At 61.1% G+C, this 24139-nt stretch carries 24 protein-coding genes and 1 other annotated feature; of the genes, 9 read left to right on the top strand and 15 right to left on the bottom strand.

Going from position 1 to position 24139, the window contains the following annotated elements; genetic code table 11:
• Window positions 1–39: 39 nt before the first annotated feature.
• The 7 genes from L4X63_RS22285 (at window position 40) to L4X63_RS22260 (ending at window position 5163) form a co-directional block, all read left to right on the top strand.
• Window positions 40–501, top strand: coding sequence for a pyridoxamine 5'-phosphate oxidase family protein (locus tag L4X63_RS22285; protein WP_250680876.1), 462 nt, complete (start codon window positions 40–42; stop codon window positions 499–501).
• 21 nt (window positions 502–522) lie between these two features.
• Window positions 523–1335 (top strand): substrate-binding domain-containing protein, encoded by an 813-nt coding sequence (locus L4X63_RS22280; RefSeq protein WP_250680875.1) that lies wholly within the window; start codon window positions 523–525, stop codon window positions 1333–1335.
• Window positions 1336–1464: 129 nt separating this feature from the next.
• Window positions 1465–2709, top strand: coding sequence for an MFS transporter (locus L4X63_RS22275; protein ID WP_250680874.1), 1245 nt, complete (start codon window positions 1465–1467; stop codon window positions 2707–2709).
• A gap of 262 nt (window positions 2710–2971) precedes the next feature.
• Window positions 2972–3244 carry a hypothetical protein gene (locus tag L4X63_RS22270; protein ID WP_250680873.1) on the top strand — a complete coding sequence of 91 codons (273 nt, stop codon included), beginning with the start codon at window positions 2972–2974 and terminating at the stop codon, window positions 3242–3244.
• Window positions 3245–3308: 64 nt separating this feature from the next.
• Window positions 3309–3518, top strand: coding sequence for a hypothetical protein (locus L4X63_RS22265; RefSeq protein WP_250680872.1), 210 nt, complete (start codon window positions 3309–3311; stop codon window positions 3516–3518).
• A 228-nt stretch (window positions 3519–3746) separates the two neighbouring features.
• The gene (locus L4X63_RS24040; RefSeq protein WP_502799941.1) at window positions 3747–4124 is read left to right on the top strand and encodes a lipase maturation factor family protein; all 378 of its coding nucleotides are present in this window, start codon (window positions 3747–3749) and stop codon (window positions 4122–4124) included.
• Between the two features lie 184 nt (window positions 4125–4308).
• Complete coding sequence (locus L4X63_RS22260; protein ID WP_250680871.1) at window positions 4309–5163, top strand: protoglobin domain-containing protein; 855 nt, start codon at window positions 4309–4311, stop codon at window positions 5161–5163.
• A gap of 108 nt (window positions 5164–5271) precedes the next feature.
• Here the strand turns inward: L4X63_RS22260 and L4X63_RS22255 are convergent, their stop codons facing one another.
• From L4X63_RS22255 to L4X63_RS22215, 9 genes are all read right to left on the bottom strand, one after another.
• Entirely contained in the window at window positions 5272–6540 is a 1269-nt protein-coding gene (locus L4X63_RS22255; RefSeq protein ID WP_250680870.1) for a M16 family metallopeptidase, read from the bottom strand.
• A 234-nt stretch (window positions 6541–6774) separates the two neighbouring features.
• On the bottom strand, window positions 6775–7251 hold the full coding sequence (locus L4X63_RS22250; protein WP_250680869.1) for a cytochrome P460 family protein: 477 nt from the start codon (window positions 7249–7251) through the stop codon (window positions 6775–6777).
• 29 nt (window positions 7252–7280) lie between these two features.
• Window positions 7281–7697 (bottom strand): HI0074 family nucleotidyltransferase substrate-binding subunit, encoded by a 417-nt coding sequence (locus tag L4X63_RS22245; protein WP_250680868.1) that lies wholly within the window; start codon window positions 7695–7697, stop codon window positions 7281–7283.
• Window positions 7698–7757: 60 nt separating this feature from the next.
• Window positions 7758–8642, bottom strand: a complete 885-nt coding sequence (locus L4X63_RS22240) for a carotenoid biosynthesis protein (protein ID WP_250680867.1) — start codon at window positions 8640–8642, stop codon at window positions 7758–7760.
• A gap of 238 nt (window positions 8643–8880) precedes the next feature.
• Window positions 8881–9951, bottom strand: a complete 1071-nt coding sequence (locus L4X63_RS22235) for an MlaD family protein (RefSeq protein WP_250680866.1) — start codon at window positions 9949–9951, stop codon at window positions 8881–8883.
• A gap of 79 nt (window positions 9952–10030) precedes the next feature.
• Entirely contained in the window at window positions 10031–10807 is a 777-nt protein-coding gene (locus tag L4X63_RS22230) for an MlaE family ABC transporter permease (protein WP_250680865.1), read from the bottom strand.
• Entirely contained in the window at window positions 10804–12291 is a 1488-nt protein-coding gene (locus L4X63_RS22225) for a hypothetical protein (protein WP_250680864.1), read from the bottom strand. The genes L4X63_RS22230 and L4X63_RS22225 overlap by 4 nt, the downstream gene beginning before the upstream one ends.
• Before the next feature lie 288 nt (window positions 12292–12579).
• Complete coding sequence (locus L4X63_RS22220) at window positions 12580–13107, bottom strand: 3-isopropylmalate dehydratase small subunit (protein ID WP_250680863.1); 528 nt, start codon at window positions 13105–13107, stop codon at window positions 12580–12582.
• A 19-nt stretch (window positions 13108–13126) separates the two neighbouring features.
• On the bottom strand, window positions 13127–14410 hold the full coding sequence (locus L4X63_RS22215; RefSeq protein ID WP_250680862.1) for a 3-isopropylmalate dehydratase large subunit: 1284 nt from the start codon (window positions 14408–14410) through the stop codon (window positions 13127–13129).
• A 166-nt stretch (window positions 14411–14576) separates the two neighbouring features.
• On the opposite strand from L4X63_RS22215, the gene L4X63_RS22210 reads away from it, so the two are divergent.
• The gene (locus L4X63_RS22210) at window positions 14577–15605 is read left to right on the top strand and encodes an LOG family protein (RefSeq protein ID WP_250680861.1); all 1029 of its coding nucleotides are present in this window, start codon (window positions 14577–14579) and stop codon (window positions 15603–15605) included.
• Window positions 15606–15837: 232 nt separating this feature from the next.
• Entirely contained in the window at window positions 15838–16041 is a 204-nt protein-coding gene (locus L4X63_RS22205) for a cold-shock protein (RefSeq protein WP_199393895.1), read from the top strand.
• A gap of 444 nt (window positions 16042–16485) precedes the next feature.
• On the opposite strand, the gene L4X63_RS22200 is transcribed toward L4X63_RS22205, so the two are convergent.
• The 6 genes from L4X63_RS22200 to ilvD all read right to left on the bottom strand — a co-directional run bounded on the left by L4X63_RS22200 (window position 16486) and on the right by ilvD (window position 24054).
• Window positions 16486–18030, bottom strand: coding sequence for a 2-isopropylmalate synthase (locus L4X63_RS22200; RefSeq protein WP_250680860.1), 1545 nt, complete (start codon window positions 18028–18030; stop codon window positions 16486–16488).
• A gap of 136 nt (window positions 18031–18166) precedes the next feature.
• Window positions 18167–18398 (bottom strand) — a binding site (T-box leader).
• Window positions 18399–18508: 110 nt separating this feature from the next.
• Window positions 18509–19273, bottom strand: coding sequence for a CDP-diacylglycerol--serine O-phosphatidyltransferase (gene pssA, locus L4X63_RS22195; protein WP_250680955.1), 765 nt, complete (start codon window positions 19271–19273; stop codon window positions 18509–18511).
• A gap of 32 nt (window positions 19274–19305) precedes the next feature.
• Window positions 19306–19965 carry a phosphatidylserine decarboxylase family protein gene (locus L4X63_RS22190; RefSeq protein WP_250680859.1) on the bottom strand — a complete coding sequence of 220 codons (660 nt, stop codon included), beginning with the start codon at window positions 19963–19965 and terminating at the stop codon, window positions 19306–19308.
• A 34-nt stretch (window positions 19966–19999) separates the two neighbouring features.
• Window positions 20000–20491 (bottom strand): acetolactate synthase small subunit, encoded by a 492-nt coding sequence (gene ilvN / locus L4X63_RS22185; RefSeq protein WP_250680858.1) that lies wholly within the window; start codon window positions 20489–20491, stop codon window positions 20000–20002.
• Between the two features lie 37 nt (window positions 20492–20528).
• Entirely contained in the window at window positions 20529–22229 is a 1701-nt protein-coding gene (gene ilvB / locus L4X63_RS22180) for a biosynthetic-type acetolactate synthase large subunit (RefSeq protein WP_250680857.1), read from the bottom strand.
• Between the two features lie 163 nt (window positions 22230–22392).
• Complete coding sequence (ilvD, locus tag L4X63_RS22175) at window positions 22393–24054, bottom strand: dihydroxy-acid dehydratase (RefSeq protein WP_250680856.1); 1662 nt, start codon at window positions 24052–24054, stop codon at window positions 22393–22395.
• Window positions 24055–24139 lie beyond the last annotated feature (85 nt).

The raw sequence follows: 24139 nt of genomic DNA, 5'->3' as shown, positions 1-24139 counted from the left end.
TAGGGGTGAGGATGGGTTTCCCTTACAGGAGTCAACCACATGCGCCCTATCCGCAGAAGCGAACGCCAGATCGCTACCGAAGACGCCCTCTCCGTTTTGGAAGGGGCCGAATACGGCATTCTCTCCACCGTTGGCGAGGACAACCAGCCCTACGGCATCCCCTTGAGCTTCGCCGTCATGGACGAAGCCATCTATTTCCACTGCGCCCTGGAAGGGCACAAGCTCGACAACATCACCCACAACGACAAGGTGTCGTTTTGCGTGGTCGGCAAGACCAAGGTACTCCCCAACAAATTCGCCACCGAGTACGAGTCCACGGTCGTCTTCGGCACCGCCTCCAAAGTCGAGGGTGCCGAGCGTCACAACGCCCTGCTGGCGCTCCTCGAAAAGTACTCGGCCGATTTCATGGAAGAAGGGAAGAAGTACATCGCGGCCAAAGGGAGCAAGACCGACGTCATCAAGATCACCATCACGCACGTCACCGGCAAGGCCCGCCGGTAGAGAAGGGGCGAGCTCCTCACCATGAAAGCGGCCTTTCCACTCCGCATAGCGATCCTCGCGTTATGCCTGATCGCGGGGTGTGCGACGAAACCCAAGACACCGCCACCTGCGGCCGACACCGCCTCGCTCTACGCGCCCCTTAAGCCCCGGGCGGCCATCCGGATCGGCGGCAGCGACGCCGCCTTCGCCGAAGTCATCGCCCCGGTGCAGGAAACCTTCGAGGATGAGAACCCGTCGCTACGCCTGGAAGCCGTACAGGGCAAGGCGGAAAGCGAACTGGCGGCACTGGGGAACGGCTCCCTCGATGCCATCGTATCGACCCTCCCGCTGGAAAGGCTTCTTTCCCGCACCACCGAAGGGGGGGAGCCGCTGAACCGGAACCTCTTCCGGGAGGTACCGATCGGCAAGAACCAGACGGTGATCTACCTGAATCGGGGGATCAAGGTCAAGAAGCTCACCAAGAAGCAGCTGAAGGGGATCTTCACCGGCAAGATAACCAACTGGAAGAAGGCCGGCGGGCCTAACCGGCACGTGGTGGTCGTCTGGTCCCCTGCCGACGCCGGGGAAGACGACGCCTTCATCCGGCAGGTGCTCGAGCGGGAACCGGTGGCGGCGAATTATGTTGCTGCCGCCAACGCCGAGGAGGTGCGCAAGAAGGTGATGGAGACCCCGGGGGCCATCGGCATCGGCCCCAATGCGCTGGTCACCCACGGCCTGCGCGTTCCCCACAGCCCGACCGTCGCCTCCTCGGTGGTGATGATCACCAAAGGCGAGCCCTCCCCCCAGGTCAAAAAGCTCCTCGATCTCATCGAGGAGGCAGCGTTTCTCCAGTGAGGTAAGCACCGGCTCTTGATATCGTAGTCTTGGCAACAACGGCCCGTAGACCGCTCGCGGCATATGAACCTCAGACGGTGCCGGTGGGCCACCTATGACATGGAGTGTTATCTAGTAGAGGAGGGAGCTATGGAGCGGGTTTCGACTGGGGAGGCTGGATGGGGAAAGATCCTCAGCCTGCCGGTCATCGTGGCGGCCTTGGGGTACTTCGTCGACATCTACGACCTCGTCCTATTCAGCATCGTCCGGGTCCCGAGCCTTAAAAGCCTGGGGCTCCAGGGACCGGAATTGATCAACCGCGGCGTCTTCATCCTCAACATGCAGATGATCGGCATGCTGGCCGGGGGGATCCTCTGGGGTGTCCTCGGTGACCGCAAGGGCCGCCTGAAGATCATGTTCGGCTCCATTCTGCTCTACTCCCTCGCCAACCTTGCCAACGGAATGATCACCTCACTCCCCGCATACGCCGCGCTCCGCTTCATCGCCGGGGTCGGGCTGGCCGGGGAGCTCGGCGCCGGAATCACGCTGGTCGCCGAAGTCCTCCACAAAAGCGCCCGCGGCTACGGCACCATGATCGTCGCCTCGGTCGGCGTCTCCGGCGCCATCCTGGCCAACTTCATCGCCGCCAACTTCGACTGGCGCAACGCCTTCTTCATCGGCGGTGCGCTGGGCCTTCTCCTCCTCATCCTCCGGATCAGCGTGGCGGAATCGGGCATGTTCAAGGGCATGGAAAAGAAGGAGGTTTCCAAAGGGAACTTCCTCGCCCTTTTCACCGACCGCAGCCGCTTCGGCCGCTATATCGACTCCATCGTCATCGGCATCCCCACCTGGTTCGTGGTCGGCATCCTGATCACCTTCTCCCCCGAATTCGCCAAAGCGCTGAAGGTCACCGGCCCAATCTCGGCGGGGAACTCCGTCATGTACTGCTACCTGGGGCTCGTCTTCGGCGACTTCGCCAGCGGCCTCTTGAGCCAGGTGCTGAAGAGCAGGAAAAAGGTGGTCATGATCTTCCTCGGGCTCACCACGCTCGGCGTGGTCTGGTACTTCCTGGCCGGCGGCGTCTCCGCCGCCACCTTCTACGCCATCTGCACCTTCCTCGGCTTCGCCAGCGGCTACTGGGCCATCTTCGTCACCGTCGCGGCCGAGCAGTTCGGGACCAACCTCCGCGCCACGGTCGCCACCACCGTCCCCAACTTCGTACGCGGCATGGTGGTCCCCATCACCCTCCTCTTCCAATGGGTCCGCGGCCAGCTCGGGCTGGAAGGAGGAGCCATCGCCGTCGGCGTCGTCTGCATGATCGTCGCCTTCATCTCGCTCTACCGGCTGGAGGAGACCTTCCACAAGGATCTGGACTACTTCGAGGAGTTTCTGTAGGGCTGGCACCTCACTTCATGGTAGCTTCCCCCCCCCCCTCGCCCCCTCCCTCCAGGGGAGGGGGAACGTGGGAGATACTTAGCCAGGTGATGCATGATGACCGGCAGCAGGGCGAACAGCGGCAAAAGCCCGAGTGCCAGCAGCACCTGCCACGACATCATACTTCCCCCGGTTCCGCCCCCAATGTCACCTCCCTGCTTTCAAACATATTGGCAGTGATCGTTGCGTTTCGTTCCTCAACGCAACCGACAGAACCTACCCCTTGGCAGGTCAGGGTGCATGTTGGGATTCAGGGGAGCTGAGCTATCCCCTGGACGGGCTCACCGACGACCATCGGGCGAGGTTGTGCCGTTACGCCCCCGATCCCAAGCTGGAGAAGAGCGATCTCCCGGAAGCTCCGGAACCGGTGGCGCGCATCGTCGACCCCGAGAAACCGGTGGATGGGGAATTCGTCTTCGAGACGCTCTCCAACTACGAAACGGGCGCCTTCGGGAAAGAGATACTGAAGTTGAGCCAGCTGGTGATCGGGATCTGACTACCTCGCTGACGGTAGCCGCGCCATGTTATAATGGAGCAAAAGCCAGAGAGGAGGACGCAGTATGGGAACCATCCAGAAAAATCCTATCGAAGAACCCGCTGACCGGTCCTGTGACATCAAGTCCTGGTCTTCATCCTGTGCCAAAGACGATGTCGAGGACTCCGGTGAGAAATACCTCTGCCCGACCTGCGGGAAGATCGGCAAGCTCGACCACGAAATCCACCACGAGCACTTCCCTCACCTGGCCGGCGACCCGGAGCTGATGCACTGACCTTTCCCCCCGACAACTGACCAAGGCCCGCCTGGCGCCCATTGCCATGCGGGCCTTTACCGTTTGCTACCCTCCATTACGCACTCCCCCTTTGCATACGGCGGAAGGTTCCCCCTCCCCTTGAGGGAGGGGGGCAGGGGGTGGGGGAACCCGCCACCGGAATGCCACAGCCGGACTCCCCCTCACCCCACCCCTCCCCATCAAGGGGGAGGGAGTTCCGCAACAGGGGTGGGCCGGGTGGGCCGGGTGGTCGGGGCATGCTATCATGAGCGCGAGGAGGCACTTCCGGTGATCCCTCAGCCCCAACAATTCCTCCCCTGGCTCTTCCCGCGTCTTCTGGGCGCCGTCTACTTCCTGCCCTTCGCCTCTTTGCTGGTCCAGGCCCGCGGGCTGTTCGGCACCGGGGGCATCCTTCCCATCTCCACCTATTTCTCCGCTCTTCGCAAGGAAGGCGGCGGGAGGATCGATCTCCTCCTCTGCCCGAGCATCTTCTGCCCACCTTCATCCGGGTCACCGTCTACCGCTACCGGTTCACCGGCCGGACGGCCAGGCGCCGCGAGGGGTTCTGGTGGGAGCGGACCCTGGTCGGCAGGTTTCCTCCAATGAGACTGTAGGCGCCACCGCATCCATGAATTATTTATCTTGAGGCGCGAGAGTCCGGTACGATACAATGGCTTGTAGTGCAGGCAAGCTATCCAGCAGTACTGCGCGGCGGCGTAGACTGTTTTTCATCAGGTACCGCAATGAACGGACAGTAGCGATGAACTGTTCTGGTTTCACTTAGGTAGCAATGATAAGGATCGTAAGCGACGCCATATTCAGTAAAATCTGTGTCACCGAATCCGAAATTGCACGGAGGAAACAACTGGTGCAGTTCGGCAGCGGCGACATGGCCCTCCTGGCAGGGTGCAGGCCCTGCATCGAGCGACAGCTGGAAGAGATCGTCGCCGAGTTTTTCGCCGTGGTAGGCTCCGACCATGAGGTCGCCGCCCTGATCGGTGACGGCGACACTTTCCAGCACCTCCACGCAACCCAGCGAAACTACATCCTGGAACTGTTCGACGGTGCCACCGGCCTCGCCTACGTCACCAACCGCCTACGGATCGGCCTTCTCCACCAGCAGGTGGGCGTGCAACCGAAGCTCTACCTTTCCGCGATGAGGGTTTTGAAAGAGATTCTCTTCCGGGCGCTGGAGAAAGGGATCGACGAGCCGGAGAGGGTGGTGGCCACCTGCCGCGCGCTGGACAAGCTCCTCTACTTCGACATCACGCTGGTCTTCGACACCTACACCCACAGCCTTTTGAGCGAGGTCGAGAGCGCACGCGACCGGCTGGCAGGCTACGCTGCCGACCTCGAGGCACAGGTCGAGGAGCGGACCCGCCAACTGGAGGGAAAAGTGAGCGAACTGGAGAGGGCGCTCGCCCTGGTGAAGCGGCTGGAGGGGGTCATCCCCATCTGCGGGATCTGCAAGAAGATTCGCAACGACCACGAAAGCTGGCAGCAGCTGGAACTGTACATCTCCGAACACTCGGAGGCACTCTTTAGCCACGGCCTTTGCCCGGATTGCTATCAGAAGGAGATGAACCAGTTGAAGGCCTTCAAAGAGGCGAAGACCAACAGGAAAGTCGAAAAGGAAGGAAAGTGAAAAGGGCGGCCTGGCAGGCCGCCCTCTTCGTTGGTACCGCATAGACGTATCCCCCCGCCCTTTGGGGAGAGGATCACCGGAGGCCGGGTGAGGGGACTTCCCCCCCGCCTACCTCGGCTCCTTCGGACCTTTCCCCGGACCGACCGATTCCACCCGGGGCACCACGTTGGCCAGGAGCTTTTGTGCCATCTCCCTGACCTCGTCGGCATTCACCGCCGCCAGGGCCTCAAGCGAATCGGCGATCGCCTCCGGCGCTCCCAAAAGGGACGTGGTATTGGAGATCCTTCTCACCTGGGTTTCCACGTCGTCCAGCGCCATCAGGCGGTTACTCCGGATCTGCTCCTTCGCCGCCTCCATCACATCGTCGGTCACCCTCTCCTCGCAGAACCTCATCACCTCGGCATGGCAGACGTCGACCGCCTCCTGCGCGCGCTCCGCACTGGTCCCGCAGTGGATCATGAGTCCGGCGGTGTCGGTATAGGTCGACATCATGGAGTAGACCGTGTAGGCGAGGCTCCTGCGCTCGCGGACCTCCCGGAACAGCCGCGAGTTCATGCCGCTGCCGAGGATCTGGTTGAAGACGGCCAGTTTGTGCCGGTGCTCGTTGCCGGCCGGGGGAAGCGGATACCCCATGTAGAAAAGGGTCTGCTCCATCGGCCGCTCGTAATGGGCGCTCTCCGCCACCGACGGCTGCCATCCCGGCTCCGCAACGCTGGACGCCGGGATGCCGGTCGGAAGGGAGGAGAGGAGGCGGTGCGCCAGGTCGGCGATCCGCTCGTGCTCCACGTCGCCTGCCACCGAGACGATGGTCCCGCCGGAGAGGTAGTTGGTAAACTTGTGCTCCAAAAGGCGGTCGCGCGGGATGGACGAGATAGTCTCGGCGGTGCCCAAAATCGGGGTCCCGAGGGGATGGTTGCGCCAGAACCCCTGGTGGAACTGGTTGTAGATGAAACGGCCGGGGGTGTCGCTGTTCATGGATATTTCCTGCAGCACCACCCCCCGCTCCTTCTCTACCTCGGCGTGCGGCATGGTGGCATTGAGGTACATGTCCGCCAGGATTTCGAAAGTCGGGGCTATCACCGAGGCGAGCGAGATGGCATAGAAGAAGACCTCCTCCTGGCTCGTGTAGGCATTGGCCCGCGCCCCGATCCTGTTAAAGTCGTCCATGATCTCGTCGGCACTGCGGGAAGGTGTCCCCTTGAAGAGTAGGTGCTCGATGAAATGGGAGGCTCCTCCGGAATCCCGGGTCTCGTTCCTGGTGCTGCTGTCAATACGGATCCCGATGGCGGCGCCTTGCATGTGCGGCACTCTCTGAGTCACCACACGAATCCCATTGGGGAGGGTGGTAAGATGAACGGCCGGCAGATTTTGATTCATTGTCACTCACTCCTGTTGGTATGCGGTTGGAAGTGCTCACAACGATTATAACATTGGGCGGTACTTCAGCTAGAACTTGAATGCTTAAGACATCCAAACGATGCGGGCTGCCGGTACGACGGGGAGAAAATGGAAGGCTCCCTCCTCTTCAAAGGGAGGGCCGGGGTGAGGACCGGTATTCCGGGAAAAAGGTAAGGCCCCACCCGGGAAGGGAGGGGCCCTGACAAGGGAGAACTACTTGAAGTTGGCGTAGGTGGAGATGACGAAGTTGCGGTCTTTGGCGTCTTTTTCGTGGCAGCCGAAGCAGTCGCGGACCGGGTCGAGACCGGAGGGCTTGCCATCGGGAGAGAAGCCGGCGAACTGCCAGCCGCCGGTGGCGGTCTGCTTCTTGTCCCTCTTCATCACCACGATCATGGTCTTCTTGCCGGGGACCTGCTTGCCCCCCTCGTTTTTGATCGAGTAGTTGACCGCCACGAACTGGCTCCCCTCGGGGTAGGTGCCGCCGGTCTTGTACCCTTTCATGGCTTTCTTGTCGACGTAGATGTAGTGGATGCCATAAAACATCGACTTCCTGTCCGGCTCAACCCTCGCCTTGCTCTTCGCCCATTTCTCGTATCCCTTGGGGAGCGAGACATTATCGGCGGCAAGGGCGGCACCGGCCGCACCGATGAGGGCTCCCACGGTCAACGCGATGGCCACTGTATGTTTCATGTTTCCTCCTGATGATGTTGTAAAGGCTATTAATTGCCCTGCATCTGTTCCCGCATGGTGGAGCGGAATTCGGAGAAGAGCGGGGCGTAGACCGCGACCACCGTTTCGCAGAGCTCGTCGGCCACCACCTTGAGGTAGCTGTTGCCCGCTTTTCTCCTGCTCCTGATCATCTCCAGCCATTTGTCCCCTGCGCTGATGAGCCCCCGTTCGAACGCCTCCCGGGTCACGTCCCGGAAGCCCACCAGTTCAGTACCCTCGTACTCGAAAAACTCCATCATGGCGTTCCAGGCGAGCTGGTGGGTGAACTCGAAGGTCTTGATGAGCCCCTGCAGCTCCACGGGGGTGAGCTCCCGCTGCTCCTTCAGTTTGATGGCCTCTTCGAGCTGGGACAGGGCATCGGTGAACTCCATGAAGGTGCGTTGCCAGCGTTGCTTCCCATCGTTCATAGCATCTCCAGTCGAGGCCTATTCCGGTGCAGCTGGATGGCCCACTCAATTGCAAGACAATCAGTCGCCCCAGCCGTGGCTTGCCCCACCCGAGGAGGCAGGAGACCAGGGGAACTCCCGCAGGTGATCGGCAAGCTCGTCCTTATGGTAGCGGTTGATCTTCTTGGCCAGAAGGACCACCGCCATCACGACCGGCAGGGTGAAGATATAGACACCGGTGACGGCCATCAGGTTTTCGCCGATGTACCAGGTGACCGACAGGTTGAAGGCGACCACGCAGAGGTAGAGGAAGGGGGCATAGAGGGCACGGTAGGGGGCCCGGACGATCCCGGCCGGTTTCTCCTTCCCCTTTCCCACCAGGCGGTCGATCAGCTGCAAGGCGGCGATCATCACCGCGCTCACCAGCCACCAGCCGAGGTAGTTGGAGAAGGGCACCCCGAAATGGACGCCGGCCTCCCGGTAGCCGTAGATCTGCCCCAGGAACCAGCGGTGCCCCTGCAGGGCCACCGGGTCGGTGATGATGTCGAGGAAAACCTGGAAGAGGGAACCGAGCAAAAGTGCCGACAGCGAACGGCGGATGCGGCCGGTTTCCAAAAGGACCAGGTCCCCCTTGACGCGCTTGACCGGTGCCAGCACCAGCAGTGCCGCGCAGTAGCTGCAGTAGCAGAGAAAGACGTAGGAAAGGGAGTCGAAGAAGGGGACGCCGGCGATCCAGAGCTCACGGCTCTTGGTGGTATCGATGTAGTAGTACCAGCCGTAGGGGAAACCGTTGTTGATGGAGGAGAACTCGGAGGCGAAGGCGATGAGGTAGCCGACCACCGTGAACCAGAGAGTCTTTCGCCACCCGAGGTGCAAAACCGCCGCCACGAGATAGCTCGCGAAAAACGCAAATACGTAGGGGCGCATGGTAAAGGTACCCACCGCCACGTTCAACCAATCAGCCATTACATCCTTCCACTTGCCCGCGCCCGATAAGCGTGAACCCAACCGGTCGCGCGTTCGAAATCAAAAGATCCAGCGTCTCCGCCAGCCCGAGCCCCTCGTTTGCGAAGGTGCTTCCGGGAATTCCAGAGTGAAGAGGGAAGCAGGTCCCCCCCTTGTCAAAGGGGGGACAGGGGGGATTTTAACCACCGTCGAGCCCCGCCCCCTCCCCTTCTCGAAGAGGAAGCCCCCGGCCCGTCCGTTAGAAGAGCGTCCCGACGATCGACCCCAGCACCGAGATCGGTCCGGTGTCCCCCAGCCCTTCCATGGCCCGCTCCGCCTTTTTGAGAGTGGCGGTGGTATCGCGGTAGAGCTGATCCTCGTTGACCAGCCGCCCGATGGTTCCCTGGCCGGAGTTGATCTTCTGGGTGACCTCTTTGACGTTCTTGGAGGCGTCGCGCAGATCGTTGTAGAGGGTATCGTCCTTCACAAGCTTGCCGAGAGTCCCCTCCCCGCGGTTGATCTGGCCGGTGATGTCCTTGAAGTCCTTGAAGCCCGCGTTGAGATCCTTCACGCCGGTCTTCAGGTCGGCAACCACCGACGACGCGTCGCGGTACATGGTGTCGTCGTTGACCAGCTTCCCGAGCGTCCCTTCGCCGTTGTCGATCCTGGTGGCGATGTGCTTGAAGCTCGTCATCGTGCTGCTGGCGTCCTGGTAGAGGGTCTTGTCGTTCAGCAGCAGGGCGAGCGAACCGTCACCCCGGTCGAACTTCCTCGTGATGCTCGCGATGTTGGAGAGGGACTCGGTGATACTGCCGCTGTTGGCGCCCAGGATGTCCGAGACCTGCTTCATTACCCGGTCCTGGTTCTTATTGAGGCTGTTGACCAGGTTCTTGGCGTCCTTCACCACGTCGCTCAGGTTATCGACGATGATGTCGATGTTGGCCACGTCCTTGCCCCGCACCGTCCCGCCCGGTTCCAGAGACGGCGCCTGCGGAGAGCCGAACGAGAGCCCGAGGAACTGGCCGCCGAGGAGGTTGGTGAGCCTCAGCCCCGCCACCGTGTCGGTCTTGATCTGGGTCCCCGGCTTCACCTCGAAATCGATCTCGATCTTGTCGGTCAGGATCTGGATATGGGTGATGCGGCCGACGTCCACCCCGGCCAAGCGGACAGGGTCGCCGACCTTGAGGCCGGTGATACTCGACAGGTAGGTCTTGTAGGGGACGTTCTTCTCGAAGGGGTTCCATTTTTCCCCCACCTCGAGAAGCACCCCGAGCACGACGAGGCCGAGGATGAAAAAGATCCCGACCTTCTTTTCTACCGAAATAGCCATAAGCAAAAACCCTCCGTACTACGGGCGGCACAGAAAAAATGCACCGAAAGGGGAAACAGGCGCCTTACCGGGCCCGCCCCTACATGAGCACCCTGGTCAGCACGTAATCGGCGACCAGGATCAGCATGAAAGAGAGTACCACACTCCTGGTGGTGGACTGGCCGATGCCGCGGGCGCCGCCCGAGGTGGCGAAGCCGACGTAGCAGGCGACCAGCGCTACGATGGAACCGAAGACCACCGCCTTGGTGAGACCGATCCCGATCTCCTTGATCTTCAACGCGGCGGTGAGACTGTCGTAATAGGTCGCGTAGGAGACGAAGATCTGCGGGTGCAGGTTGCTGATGAGCGCCCCTCCGACGATACCGATGCAGTCCGAGTAGATCACCAGGGCCGGCACGCAAATGATGCAGGCGATGAAGCGCGGCATGGCCAGGTAGCGGACCGGATCGATGTCCAGCGTCTTCAGGGCGTCGATCTCCTCGTACACCGTCATGACCCCGAGCTCGGCAGCCATGGCGGAGCCGACCCGGCCGGCCACCAGGAAACTGGTCATGACCGGCCCGAGCTCGCGCACCATGGAGTGGCCGACGATGGCGCCGATGATGTTCTGCCCGCCGTACTTCTGGAGCTCGACCCCGGTCTGCAGGGCCAGCACCATCCCGACGAAAAAGGCCATGACGGCCGCCACCGGGAGGGTGTCGTAGCCGATGATCGCCATCTGGGTCAGGATGCTCTGCACGTTTCTGGGGGCCTCGCGGAAGTAGTAAAGCGTCTTCCACAGGAGGATGAGCATCTCACCGAGTACCTGGTGAAAATAGAGTATCCTCTTCCCCAACGGCTCCAGGAACTTGGTCACTTCTTCCCCCATTTCAGCCCGTACGGGATCCAGAGCAGGGTCAGCTCCCGCTCGTCGCCGGTACGTTTCAGGCCGAACAGCCCCTTCAAGAGCTTGAACTCGCTCTCCGTCTTCAGCCCGCGGTAGGAGACCAGCGGGAAGAGCTCGTAAGCGAGCTCTTCTCCCCGGCGCTCCTTCCAGTATAGGTTCCACAGAAACGAGGTAGCGGAGTTGCCGTCCTCGTCCCAGCGGCTTTGGTACAGCCGCCAGAGCGGGGCCCAGTTCTTCTCGATCCCTTCCTTGTCGAAGAGCACCGGCTCGACCGGAGCGGGAAGCGAGATGGACGAGATGCCGCTCGGCGTCCTCTTGTAGAGGAACAGGGGCCAAAGCGCACGGCTCACCCGGTCGCGGCCGTCCTTGGGCCAGGTCTCGCGGCTCCCCCGGTACAGGAAGAAGAGGACACGGTCGGTCTCCCGGTCGAACTCCTTGGAGTGGAGCTCCTCGTGCCGGTACAGCGGCCAGAGGTACCAGCTCTTCTCCCCGTCCGTGTACTGGTCGTGCGAGTACAAAGGAAGGAAGTTGTTCGAGTTCCGCTTCTCTCCCCGGATGGTGGAGACGAAGGGCCAGAAGTAATCGACCTCCTCCTGCTTCTTCTCCCGATCCACCTTGTACCCCATGAACGGCCAGAGGTAGCTCCGCGAGCTTGCCTTGGGCGACTCCATCCGGGAGTACAGCGGGAAGAAGGTCACCTCCGACTTCGGGTTATCGGTGTTGAGCCCGGTATCCCCCCAGGTGAACAGCGGCCAGATGAGGTAGTGCTTGCGGTACACCCCTTCCTTGGCCGACTGCCCGTAGAGGGGGAAAAACTCGGAACCGCTCTCCTTCTCACCGGAGGTGGTTGAGAAGAGGGGCCAGAGATAATGCCGGGTGGTGGTCCCCTTCTTCACCGTGCTCCCGTAGAAGGGGAACATCACGAAGTGGTATTCGTCCCGCCAGAAGCGGTCGTAGATATCGCCGTAGAAGGGAAAGTAGGAGCGGTACTCCCCGTGGCTCTCCGAGCGCCCGGAGATGTAGAACGGGAACAGCATCGTCCCCTGCTCCTTCTTCCCGTCTTCGTCCTTACGGTAATCGGTCTTCTGAAAGAGCCGGAAGACCTCGTAGGTATCGGCCAGCGGCGTCGTCTCGAAAAACGCCGAGGGATACAGGAAATAGGTCGAGGTCGTCTCGTTCTTGAGATTATCGGTGCGGTAGAAGAAGGGACGAAAGGCGGTCTCTTTCTCCTCGCCTTTCGTCTCGATCTTGATCAGCGGGCCGAGGATGGAGAGGTTGCTGAACCCCTCGGCCGGGCTGGTCCGGTAATCGAGCAGCGGCCAGAGGGTGAAAATAGTTCCCCGATCAGCCGCTTCCGCCGCTTCGCAACGCGGGACAGGAAGGGACACGAGCGCCGCAATGGCCACTGCGACGACTGGCAGAAGAATCCTGGTAACCCGCTGGATGAAAGACATAAGGAGGAATACTAACGTCTGCAATTAGGCATAGTCAATAAAAAACGTGGTTTAGCTTACCGAAAGGTAAGCTTATCGCAGAGAAAAACAGAGGACCAGATACAATACCACAAAAAAACGAGGCAGAAGACTCATTGCCTTCTGCCTCGTAGATCTTTTCCGGCAGGGATCCCCCCCCCATCCTCTCCCCTGCCCTCCCCTTGAAGGGGAGGGAGAGTCGGCTCAAAAGTCCCCCTTGTTAAAGGGGGGACCTATTTCACCATGGGGGATTTTGGGTTCTGCGCGTTACTAGTACTTGCTGTCCGCGTAGTCGACCCAGCCGCCGGCCAGGACCAGCGCCTTGTCGAAGGGGGAGAGGTCGAACTGGATGATTTCGCTCTTCCCGCCGCCGGCAACGGTCAGCTTCTGGTTCTCGACATCAACGTCGATGGAGGCGTCCGCCGCACCGGCATAGCCGAACAGGCGCTCGATCTGATCGGCCGGAAGCTCGATGGCCGCCATACCGCAGTTGAACATGTTCTGCCGGAAGATGCGGGCAAAGGACTCGGCAATGACCACGTTCATGCCGTTCACTTCGAAGACCCACGGTGCGTGCTCCCGGGAGGAGCCGCAGCCGAAGTTGGCGCGGGAAACGACCACGCCCGATTTAAGGGTCTTTTCCGATTTCGGGTCGAAACCGGGGAGTTTCAGGTCTTCCAGGAGGTACGGCTTCAGATCCTCCTTGGTGATCTCGGTCAGGTACTTGGCCGGGATGATTTCGTCGGTGTTTATGTCGCTACGGTCCAGAAAGAGGGCCGGGCCGCCAAAGCTCTTCATATCTCGATCTCCTTGTCAGTTAGAGGTATTTGCGCGGGTCGGCAATCTTACCCTCGATGGCGCTGGCCGCGGCGGTGGCCGGCGACAGCAGGTGGACCATACCGCCTTTGCCCATGCGACCCATGAAGTTACGGTTGGTGGTGGAGGCACAGACTTCGCCCTCGGCCAGCACGCCGTTGCTCATCCCGAGGCAGGCGCCGCAGGTCGGGTTGGTGACGCAGAAACCGGCTTCCATGAAGATATCGATGAGCCCCTCGGCAGTAGCCTGCTTGAAGATCTGCGGGGTGGCCGGAGAGAGGATGCCGCGGACGTTGGGGGCGATCTTCTTCCCTTTCAGCACCTGGGCGGCGATCCTCAGGTCTTCGAGACGGCCGTTGGTGCAGGAGCCGACGTAGACCTGGTCGATGGGGGTCCCTTCCATCTCGGTCACGCTCTTCACCTGGTCCGGCTTGTAGCCGAAGGTGCAAAGCGGGGTGAGGTTGGAGAGGTCGAGGTCGATGACCTTTTCATACTGGGCATCGGCGTCGGAGCACCATGCGGAGTAGGCCTTGAGCGCTTCGTCCTTGGAAGCGAAGTCGCCGGAGATGAAGGGCCAGAGATATTCGACGGTAACCATGTCCGGCATGCAGATGCCGGAGGTGCCGCCCGCCTCGATGGCCATGTTGCAAAGGGTCATGCGGGATTCCATCGACATGGAGGAGACGATCGGGCCGCCGAACTCGATGACGCGGTCGGTGGCGCCATTCACGCCCAGCTCGCCGATCACGCGGAGGATGGCGTCCTTGGCGTAGACCCCCTTGGGGAGGGCCCCGTTCAGGTTGACCCTGATGGTCTTCGGCTCGCGGAAGGCGCAGACCCCCTTGAGGATACCGACTTCCAGGTCGGTGGTCCCGACCCCGGCAGCGAACGCACCGAAGGCGCCGTGGGTGCAGGTGTGGGAGTCGCCCATGATCACGGTGTTGCCCGGGCGGATGAACCCCTTTTCCGGGAAGATGGCGTGGCAGACGCCGTTGGCGCCGATGTCGAAGAAGTCCTTGATCTCGTGACGGCGGGCCCAGTCGCGGAGCATCTTCGCCTGGGTGGCGGTTTTGGAGTCTTTGGACGGGGTGACGTGGTCGATAACGGCCTTGATCCTGCCGGTGTTAAAGACACGGTCCTTGCCGCGGGCCATCAGGTCGGCGATGGCGATCGGGGTGGTGATTTCGTGACACATCACCACGTCGACCTTCAGCACCTTGGTCCCGGCAAACGGCTCATCGACAAGATGGGCCGCGAAAATCTTCTGTGCGGTTGTCATACCCATGGGTGGCGTTCCTTTTACGTTAGTGGAATAAAATTGTCATGGTTGCCACAATAACCGAAAGCAAAGCAACAAATCAAATTAATAATTGTTCAACGATATTAAACATTTGCCTTAAAGTTTCGGCATGTTATAATAGATCCCCATTCCAATACGGGAGCATTCCTATATGCAACTGCGCTTTACCAGAACCAACGACGAAATTGACAGACTGATCGACGAACTGCTCGACAAAGCAGGGGGAATTCATCACCCGGCACTGGCTCGGGAGATGATTATCTCCGCCCTCAAAGCCGGACAGGACACCGATTACCTTGCCGATTTAAAGCTCCTGAGCAACACCATGAAGGAGATGCGCTACACCACCTTGGTGTTCGCCCCATACCGTCACACCAAAAAAGTCACCATCTTCGGCTCGGCCCGCACCCTTCCCGAGGAGGAGATGTACCAAAAGTGCATGAGCTTCAGCAAGCTCCTCTCCGAGCGGGGGTACATGATCATCACCGGCGGCGGTGGCGGCATCATGCAGGCGGGCAACGAGGGGGCCGGGAGCGATCACTCCTTTGCCGCCAACATCAAGCTCCCCTTCGAGCAGTCGGCCAACCCGGTCATGGTCAAGAACCCGCGCCTTATCACCTACAAGTACTTCTTCAACCGCAAGGTCGCCTTCGTGAAGGAATCCGACGCCATCGCCGTCTTCCCCGGCGGGTTCGGTACCCTCGACGAGGCGATGGAGGTCTTCACCCTGGTCCAGACCGGCAAGACCTCGCCCAAGCCCCTGGTGCTGGTGGATGACGAGGAAGGCTACTGGGAGCATTGGTTCAGATTCATGAAGGAGCGACTGCTTCTCAAGGGGTTCATCTCCGCCGAGGACTTCTCGATCTTCACCATCACCAAGAGCTACGAAGAGGCCGTCCAGGTCATCGACGACTTCTACACCAACTACCACTCCATCCGTTTCGTCAACGGCGAGCTCATCATCAGGCTCACCAAGGAGCTCACCACCGACCAGATCGAGATGCTCGAAAACGAGTTCCCGGAACTGCGCCTTTCGGGGAGCCGCATCCAAGCCATAGCGCCTCGCCCGGAAGAGGCCGACGAGCCGGACCTGCTCTCCCTCCCCAGGCTCGGTTTCCGCTTCCACCACCAGCACTACGGGCTGCTGATCGCCTTCATACGGCGGCTTAACACCTTCTGACCCCGGTCTCCTTTCGAAAAACTAGATAGCGGTTATGAAGAAAATATTTTCTTGACAAGCTTATTATACGATGTTAATTTTTTCCCGACGCCGCTGGTTTCCGAGACGGATACGCCGAAAAGCCAAGGAGAGCACCTCCTTTGTGCCGTTTGAGGCACCTATATCTCCGGAAAACGCAGCAACCATCGTAGATCCGGCTGAGATCCGGAGGTAACAAAAGGAGGCAGGAAAAATGGCACAGGGCAAAGTAAAATGGTTCAACGACGCTAAGGGTTTCGGGTTCATCGAGCAGGAGAATGGTGAAGACGTGTTCGTTCACTTCTCCGCCATCACCGGCGAAGGCTTCAAATCCCTGGCCGAAGGGGAATCCGTCTCCTTCGACGTTACCAACGGGCCGAAAGGTCTGCAGGCTGCTAACGTCAAGAAGATCGGCTAAGTCTTAAGCCACCCAGTAGAAAAGCCCCGCCGGAACCTCCGGCGGGGCTTTTTTCGTTTCGGCCCCTCTCTTTGCCGAGGTAGCCAATCCGGCCGGCTCGGTGTTCCGCCGAGTGTTCCTTCTCCTTCGACGAGAGAGTCACTAAACTTATCCATTGGTCCAACTGGGCACAACGAAGCGGCAATCGAGTTTTTGGTCGGTCCAGTTGGGCATACGGAGTGGCAATTGGGCAAACGAACCGGCAAACAGTTTAGGGTGGTGCCGCCACGGGTCCCCTCCCCTTCAAGGGGAGGGACAAGGTGAGGATGGGGTTCTCTTGAAGGAGAGGAGGATTTGGTCCGCCCCGCCGGAGACAGACAAAAGGGGATTGGCACCTACGGAGCCAATCCCCTTCCGATTTTCAGCAGTTCAACCTGGAACCTAGAGCCTGGAACTTGTTTCGTTTCACAGCGGTTCGATGTCCCTGGCGGTGGCCACGGCCAGCCTGTTGAGCGCGTCGATGTACGCCTTGGCGGAGGCCTCGATGATGTCGGTGGAGGCGCCACGGCCGATCACGTTCTTCTCGCCTTCCGAAACCCTGACGGCAACCTCGCCCTGGGCATCGGTGCCGCCGGTGATGGAGCCGACGTTGTACTGGACCAGCTTCGGGTCCACCTTGGCGAGCTTCTTGATGGCCTTCAAGGTGGCGTCGACCGGGCCGTCGCCCAGCTCGGCGGTTCTCACCTGCAGCCCGTCGATCTCCATCTGAACGGTGGCGGTGGCCACGGCGAAGGATCCGCAAGTCACGGTGATGTGGGAGAGCTTGTACTTCTCTTTCACCCTCATCACCTCGTCGGCCACGATGGCCTCCAGGTCCTCGTCGTACACTTCCTTCTTGAGGTCGGCCAGGGCCTTGAAGCGGGTAAATGCCTTGTTCAGGTTGTCCTCGTCCAGGTCGTGACCGAGCTCTTCCAGCCGTTTCTTGAAGGCGTGGCGGCCGGAGTGCTTGCCGAGCACCAGGGCGCTCGCCTTGAGGCCGACCGATTCCGGGGTCATGATCTCGTAGGTCGATTTTTCCATCAGCATGCCGTGCTGGTGGATCCCCGCCTCGTGGGCGAAGGCGTTGGCACCGACGATGGCCTTGTTCTGCTGGACCACGATGCCGGTCACGGCAGTCAGCAGGCGGCTGGCCGGGGTCAGCTGGTCGGTCACCACGTTGGTCTTGAACGGAAGGATGTCGCCACGGGTCTTGATAGCCATGACGAACTCTTCCAGCGAGCAGTTACCGGCGCGCTCGCCGATGCCGTTGATGGTGCATTCGACCTGCCCCGCACCCGCCTGGACGGCGGCGATGGAGTTGGCCACCGAGAGGCCGAGGTCGTTGTGACAGTGGACGGAGATGATGGCATCGTCGATGTTCTTCACGTTGTCCTTGAGGTACTTGATGATATCGAAGTACTCGAAGGGGATGGTGTAACCGACGGTGTCGGGAATGTTGACCACCTTGGCGCCGGCGTCGATGACCGCGCCCACCACCTCGGCCAGGAACTTCCGGTCGGTCCTTACCGCGTCCTCGCAGGAGAACTCGACATTCTTGGTGTAGCCGCTGGCCCTTTTGACACCCTTGACGGCCGACTCCAGCACCTGGGCCGGGGTCATCTGCAGCTTGTACTTCATATGGATATCGGAGGTGGCGATGAAGGTGTGGATCCTTCCGCGCTCGCCTGCGTACTGCAATGCCTCCCAGGCACGGTCGATATCCTTGAAACCGGAGCGGCAAAGGCCGGCGATCTCAGGACCGGAGATGGTCTGGGCGATCTTCTTCACCGCCTCGAAGTCACCCTCCGAAGCGATCGGGAAGCCGGCCTCGATCACGTCCACGTTGAGTTTCTGCAGCTGCTTCGCGAGGCGGAGCTTCTCCTCGATATTCATGCTGGCGCCCGGGGACTGCTCCCCGTCTCTGAGTGTGGTGTCGAAGATCTTGATGGTCTTTGGTTCCGTTTTGTTCACAATCTTCCCCCTGTCGTATTATTAAACTGCTGTTGGAGAGAAACTCATTGATCTATCTCTCGATTATCCCAGATATCCGGTCAAAAGCCATCGGCCGCTGGCTTAAGGTCCGGAAACGAAAAAAGCCTCCGCCCCAGTAAGGGGCGAAGGCTTCGAAAGCTTCCGCGGTACCACCCTTGTTCGTCCACCATGACGGCGGACCTCGTTAGCCCTTTACGCGGGCGCACGGCCGAGGCTAAAGCCGATCTTACGGCTCTTCACCACGGCGGCTCGGAGGCGAGTTCGCCTTGCTTCCACACCGGTTCGCAGCGACCACCGGCTCTCTGGAGAGGAAGAGAAAGGCTACTACTCCTCGTCAATGCCTTTGACGATTTCGGCGATAATAGGAAAACCCCCGACGCGTGTCAAGGGTTTTCTACAAACGATGTTTCAATAATCGTGAAGACTCCCCCCTTTGACAAGGGGGGGGACGCGCTGCCTACTGCGGCCTTTTGCCCGAGTTGAGCATCTCCTCGTGCCTCTTGTGGAGCGCCTTCTCCAGCCGCCGCCTGCGCGGCCAGGTCATCACGAACCCCACCGGACCCGAGAGGATGTAGCACATGAATACGGTGAAGAACATGACGGCCGGCTCGGCGGCGATCACGATCAGCAAAAGCACCGCCAGCACCAGGAAGGCGAACGGCTGCCGCTTGATCAGGCTCGGGTCCTTGAAGCTGTAGTAGCGGACGTTGGAGACCATGAGCAGCGCCAGGAAGTAGATCAGGATGATGACCGGGAGCTTGTTGTAGGTGCTCGGCCAGTGCATGTGGAAGAAGAAGAGCACGGTGGCCGATACCATGCTGGCCGCGGCCGGAGTGGGAAGACCGACGAAGCGCTTGCTCTCCACGGTGTCCACCTGGACGTTGAAGCGGGCGAGCCGGAGCGCCGCGCAGGCCAGGAAGAGGAAGCCGGCCAGCCAGCCGAGCCTTCCGAAGGGCCTAAGCGCCCAGCAGTAGACCAGAAGCCCCGGGGCCGCCCCGAAGGAAACCACGTCGGCCAAGGAGTCGAACTCCACCCCGAACTTGGAGGCGGTACCGGTGAGCCGCGCCACCTTGCCGTCCAGCCCGTCGAAGACGGAGGAGGCCAGCACCCAGAGGGCGGCGGTCCGGTAGTCACCGTTGATGGTGGAGACCATACTGTAGAAGCCGGCGAAAAGACTTCCGGCGGTGAAGAGGTTGGGGAGAATATAGATCCCCTTGCGCATCCCCTCCCTCTCTATCGTGGCCTGCTCTTCGTTCACTGAAGTATCCCCAGGATGGTCTCCCCTGCGACGGTCTTCTGTCCCATGGCGACCTTGATGGCGGTTCCGGCCGGAAGGTACACGTCCAGCCGGGACCCGAAACGGATGAGCCCGTACCTGCGACCTTTAGCAAGCAGATCGCCAACCTTGGCGTAGCAAACGATGCGGCGGGCGATGAGGCCGGCCACCTGCACGACTACCATCCGTGCCCCGTTGGCGGTATCGATCACCAGCCCCTGCTGCTCGTTCTCGAACGTCGCCCGCGCGTCGCGGACGTCGTAGAACTTCCCCTTGGTGTAGAAAGCGTCCACCACCTTGCCGTCGATGGGCGCACGGTTGATGTGGACGTTAAAGACCGACATGAAGATGCTGACCTTCTCCATCTCCTTTTTGGTGTGCGGCTCGACCGCCTTGCCGAGGAAGATCACCACGCCGTCGGCAGGGGCGATGACCGCCTGCTCGTTGGCCGGGGTGGTGCGCTCGGGGTTACGGAAGAAGAAGACGGTGAAAAGGGTCAGCAGGGCTCCCAGGACGGCGGGAGCGTAGAAGGCCGGGTGAAGAAACTGGCCGGCCACCGCAAAAAGAACGGTGGCGGCCAGAAATCCCAGGATGAACGGGAACCCCTCGAAAGCTACCGGGGTGTTAGTATTGCGCATTCAATAACCTCATGTGTGAACTAGGCGGGAAGGTCTACCCTTTCCAGCCTTTGGCCCCGCGGCCGATGACGACCGGGCCGGTGGAGACCAGCTCTTTCAGGCCGAGCGGACGGAGCAGCTCGATCATGGCGCTTACCTTGGCGGGGGTGCCGGTGGCCTCCAGGGTGTACGACTTGGGGGTGACGTCGATAACCTTGGCGCGGAAGATGTCGGCGATCCTCAACACTTCGGCCCTGCTCTGCTCCTCGGCGTTCACCTTGACCAGAACCATCTCCCGCTCGATGGCGTTCTCCGCCTCGAAGTCGATGACCTTGATCACGTCGATCAGCTTGTTGAGCTGCTTGGTGATCTGCTCGATGATCTGCTCGTCCCCGCGGGTCACCACGGTGATCCGGGAAAGGGACTCGTCATTGGTAGGGGCGACGGTAAGAGAGTCTATGTTGAAGCCTCGCCCGGAAAAAAGTCCCACCACCCGGGAAAGGACGCCGAACTCGTTCTCGACCAGCACTGCAATGGTGTGTCTCATGTATTCCCTCCGTATCTGTCTGTAGAAGTGATCCCGATCAGGATGCCAGCACCATTTCGGTGAGCGAAGCGCCGGCCGGAACCATCGGCAGCACCTTCTCTTCGCGGGCAACTTTGAATTCCATCAGCACCGGTCCCTTGGTGGCGAAGCCCTTGGTGATGACTTCGTCGACCTCGTCGACCTTGGTGGCCCTGAGGCCGACCGCGCCGAACGCCTCGGCAAGCTTGATGAAATCGATGGGAAGCTCCATACAGGTGGAGGAGTAACGTTTGTCGAAGAACAGTTCCTGCCACTGACGCACCATCCCGAGGAAGTTGTTGTTGAGGATGACGATCTTCACGTCCAGGCGGTTCTGGACCATGGTGGCGAGTTCCTGCATGTTCATCTGGAAACCGCCGTCGCCGCAGATGGCGATCACCTGGCGGCCCGGGAAGGCGGCCTGGGCGCCCATGGCGGCAGGCAGACCGAACCCCATGGTGCCAAGGCCACCGGAGGAAAGCAGCGTGCGGGGGATGGTGAAACCGAAGAACTGGGCGGTCCACATCTGGTGCTGCCCGACGTCGGTGGCCACGATGGCGTCCGGGTCGGAGAGGGCCCTGAGCCTCTGGATCACGTACTGCGGCTTGATGGTGGAGCCGGTCTGCCGGTAGGTGATCGGGTGCTTGCTCTTCCACTCGTCGATTTCGGCCTTCCAGGAGGCGAACCCTTCCTTGGCGGCGGCAAGGTCCTTATTCTTGGCGTCGGTCACCTTGAGCATCTGGGTCAGCACCTCGCGCACGTCGCCGACGATCGGGAGGTCGACCCTCACGTTTTTCTTGATGGAGGTCGGGTCGACGTCGAGGTGGATGATCTTGGCATGCGGAGCAAAGGAGGCGATCTTGCCGGTCACGCGGTCGTCGAAGCGGGCAGCCACCGCGATCAGGAGGTCGCAGTGGGAGACCGCCATGTTGGCGTAGTAGGTCCCGTGCATCCCGAGGAGCCCCAGGGAGAGGGGATGGTCCTCAGGGAAGGAGCCAAGGCCCATGAGGGTGGTGGTGACCGGGATGTCGAGCTGTTTGGCCAGGGTGGTCAACTCTTCCGAGGCGTTACCGAGGATGACCCCGCCGCCGACGTAGATGACCGGCTTCTTGGCCTGGGCGATCATGGCGACCGCCTTCTCGATCTGCCTGGGATGACCTTCCACGGTCGGCTTGTAGCCGCGGATATCCACCGTTTCCGGGTACTCGAACTCGGTCTGGGCAATCTGGATGTCCTTGGGGAGGTCCACCACCACCGGACCGGGACGGCCGGTACGGGCGATGTAGAAGGCCTTCTTCATGATGACGGCGAGGTCTTTCACGTCCTTCACGAGGAAGTTGTGCTTGGTGCAGGGACGGGTGATGCCGATGATGTCGGCTTCCTGGAAGGCGTCGTTGCCGATCAGCGCGGTCGGCACCTGCCCGGTCAGGATCACCATCGGAATGGAGTCCATGTAGGCGGTGGCGATGCCGGTGATGGTGTTGGTGGCGCCGGGACCGGAGGTGGCCAGGGCGACGCCGACTTTGCCGGTGGCCCGGGCATAGCCGTCGGCGGCGTGAACGCCGGCCTGTTCGTGACGAGGAAGGATGTGCCTGATTTCCTTGAAGGAGAACAGCTCGTCATAGAGGTTGATGACGGTACCTCCGGGATAGCCGAAGATGGTGTCGACCCCCTCCCGTTTGAGGCACTCCAGTACGATTCGTGCTCCGTTCATTTTCATTGGTTTACCCCCATACTGCGGCAGTTGGTCTGCCGGCTATGTTAGATCCCGCGTCCGGTAAGACGAAAGACCACTTGAAAAACAACCAAGTCCCCTGAAGCCTGCCAGCCCTCGGTAAAGGGAGGCCAGCCTCTGCCCCTTCGGTAAAGGGGGTCGGGGTGTTTTACTCCGCCGTGGTAATGGCGCCAGTGTGGGCCGAGGTGACAACCTTGGCGTAGCGGGAGAGCCAGCCCTTCTTGATCTTCGGCTCGGGTGCGCTCCAGCGGGTCTTGCGATCCGCCAGGACTTCGTCGCTCACGAGCACTTTGAGAGTGCGGGCCGGGATGTCGAGCTCGATTTTGTCGCCGTCTTCGATGAGGGCGATGGGGCCACCCACCGCAGCCTCCGGAGAGATGTGGCCGATGCAGGGGCCGCGGGTGCCGCCGGAGAAGCGGCCGTCGGTGATGAGGGCAACGGAGTCGCCCAGGCCAAGGCCCATGAGCGCCGCGGTCGGGGCCAGCATCTCCCTCATCCCCGGGCCGCCTTTGGGGCCTTCGTAGCGGATCACCACCACCTCGCCGCCCTTCACCACGCCACCCATCATGGCGGCCATGGCGAGATCTTCGGAATCGAAGCAGCGGGCGGTGCCGGTGAATTTCATCATCTTCTCGCCGACGCCGGACTGCTTGACCACGGCACCTTTGGGGGCGATGTTGCCGAAGAGGACCGCGATCCCCCCCTCCTTCTTGACGGGAGCGGAGAGCGGATGGATGACGGTTTCGTCGACGGCCTGGAGGCTAGCGGCGATCTCTTTGGTGGTCATCCCGAACACGGTCGGGCAGTCGTGGATCTTGTCGCCCAGCTGCTTGAGCACACCGGCGACGCCGCCTGCCGCATCGAGGTCCTCCATGAAGTGCTCGCCGGCCGGGTTCATGGAAGCAAGCTGCGGGGTCTCCTTGGCCAGGATGTCGAAGGTCTCCAGCGGGAGCTCGACGCCCGCCTCGTGGGCGATGGCCAGAAGGTGCAGCACGGTGTTGGAGGAGCCGCCCAGCGCCAGGTCGACGCGGATGGCGTTTTCGAAGGCCTCGCGGGTCAGGATGGAGCGCGGGGTTACGTCGTTACGCACCATGTCGACGATCTTTTCGCCGGAGGCGAAGGCGATGCGGCGCTTCAAGGCGGAGACGGCCAGCGCGGTGCCGCAGCGCGGAAGGCTCATGCCGAGGGTCTCGGTCAGGATGGCCATGGTGTTGGCGGTGAAAAGCCCCTGGCAGGAGCCCATGCCGGGGCAGGCGTTCTCCTCGCAACGGGCAAGCTCCTGGTCGTCGATCACGCCGGCCTTGTAGCGGGCCATGGCCTCGAAGGTGTCGGTGACGAAGGAGTATTTCCTGCCGGCGTCGCCGCGGCCGCTCATCATGGGGCCGGCGGTAACGACGATGCAGGGGATGTCGAGGCGGGCGGCAGCCATCAGCATGCCCGGGGTGATCTTGTCGCAGTTGGTGAGGAGGACCAGGCCGTCGAGGCGGTGCGCCTCGGCCACCGACTCCACCATGTCGGCGATCAGTTCGCGGGTCGGCAGGGAGTAGTGCATCCCCTTGTGCCCCATGGAGATCCCGTCGCAAACGCCGGGGATACCGAAGAAGAAGGAGTAACCGCCGCCGGTGTGGACCCCTTTTTCGATGAAACGCTCAAGATCCCTCATCCCGACGTGGCCGGGGATCAGGTCGGTGAAGCTGGTGGCAATGCCGATGAAGGGTTTACCCATTTCGCTCTGGGGGAGGCCGGTCCCCTTGAGAAGAGCGCGGTGAGGAGTACGTTCCAGGCCCTGGGTAATAGTATCGCTACGCATTCTTTATCTCTCCCTGCTACAGTCGCGGCGCGCACGAGGCGGTGGACCGGCGGTTTGATGAGGCAAAAACGATGAAGTTCAGCGA

It is taken from the genome of Geomonas sp. Red32 (assembly GCF_023652955.1).
Lineage (GTDB): Bacteria > Desulfobacterota > Desulfuromonadia > Geobacterales > Geobacteraceae > Geomonas.
This window is presented reverse-complemented; position numbering and strand designations above follow the sequence as displayed.

What these genes read in the sequence shown, in the direction of transcription:
- L4X63_RS22285 (WP_250680876.1), top strand. Translation starts at nt 40, where the DNA reads ATGCGCCCTATCCGCAGAAGCGAACGCCAGATCGCTACCGAAGACGCC.
- L4X63_RS22280 (WP_250680875.1), top strand. Translation starts at nt 523, where the DNA reads ATGAAAGCGGCCTTTCCACTCCGCATAGCGATCCTCGCGTTATGCCTG.
- L4X63_RS22275 (WP_250680874.1), top strand. Translation starts at nt 1,465, where the DNA reads ATGGAGCGGGTTTCGACTGGGGAGGCTGGATGGGGAAAGATCCTCAGC.
- L4X63_RS22265 (WP_250680872.1), top strand. Translation starts at nt 3,309, where the DNA reads ATGGGAACCATCCAGAAAAATCCTATCGAAGAACCCGCTGACCGGTCC.
- L4X63_RS22260 (WP_250680871.1), top strand. Translation starts at nt 4,309, where the DNA reads ATGATAAGGATCGTAAGCGACGCCATATTCAGTAAAATCTGTGTCACC.
- L4X63_RS22255 (WP_250680870.1), bottom strand. Translation starts at nt 6,540, where the DNA reads ATGAATCAAAATCTGCCGGCCGTTCATCTTACCACCCTCCCCAATGGG.
- L4X63_RS22250 (WP_250680869.1), bottom strand. Translation starts at nt 7,251, where the DNA reads ATGAAACATACAGTGGCCATCGCGTTGACCGTGGGAGCCCTCATCGGT.
- L4X63_RS22245 (WP_250680868.1), bottom strand. Translation starts at nt 7,697, where the DNA reads ATGAACGATGGGAAGCAACGCTGGCAACGCACCTTCATGGAGTTCACC.
- L4X63_RS22240 (WP_250680867.1), bottom strand. Translation starts at nt 8,642, where the DNA reads ATGGCTGATTGGTTGAACGTGGCGGTGGGTACCTTTACCATGCGCCCC.
- L4X63_RS22235 (WP_250680866.1), bottom strand. Translation starts at nt 9,951, where the DNA reads ATGGCTATTTCGGTAGAAAAGAAGGTCGGGATCTTTTTCATCCTCGGC.
- L4X63_RS22225 (WP_250680864.1), bottom strand. Translation starts at nt 12,291, where the DNA reads ATGTCTTTCATCCAGCGGGTTACCAGGATTCTTCTGCCAGTCGTCGCA.
- L4X63_RS22220 (WP_250680863.1), bottom strand. Translation starts at nt 13,107, where the DNA reads ATGAAGAGCTTTGGCGGCCCGGCCCTCTTTCTGGACCGTAGCGACATA.
- L4X63_RS22215 (WP_250680862.1), bottom strand. Translation starts at nt 14,410, where the DNA reads ATGGGTATGACAACCGCACAGAAGATTTTCGCGGCCCATCTTGTCGAT.
- L4X63_RS22210 (WP_250680861.1), top strand. Translation starts at nt 14,577, where the DNA reads ATGCAACTGCGCTTTACCAGAACCAACGACGAAATTGACAGACTGATC.
- L4X63_RS22205 (WP_199393895.1), top strand. Translation starts at nt 15,838, where the DNA reads ATGGCACAGGGCAAAGTAAAATGGTTCAACGACGCTAAGGGTTTCGGG.
- pssA (WP_250680955.1), bottom strand. Translation starts at nt 19,273, where the DNA reads ATGCGCAAGGGGATCTATATTCTCCCCAACCTCTTCACCGCCGGAAGT.
- L4X63_RS22190 (WP_250680859.1), bottom strand. Translation starts at nt 19,965, where the DNA reads ATGCGCAATACTAACACCCCGGTAGCTTTCGAGGGGTTCCCGTTCATC.
- ilvN (WP_250680858.1), bottom strand. Translation starts at nt 20,491, where the DNA reads ATGAGACACACCATTGCAGTGCTGGTCGAGAACGAGTTCGGCGTCCTT.
- ilvB (WP_250680857.1), bottom strand. Translation starts at nt 22,229, where the DNA reads ATGAAAATGAACGGAGCACGAATCGTACTGGAGTGCCTCAAACGGGAG.
- ilvD (WP_250680856.1), bottom strand. Translation starts at nt 24,054, where the DNA reads ATGCGTAGCGATACTATTACCCAGGGCCTGGAACGTACTCCTCACCGC.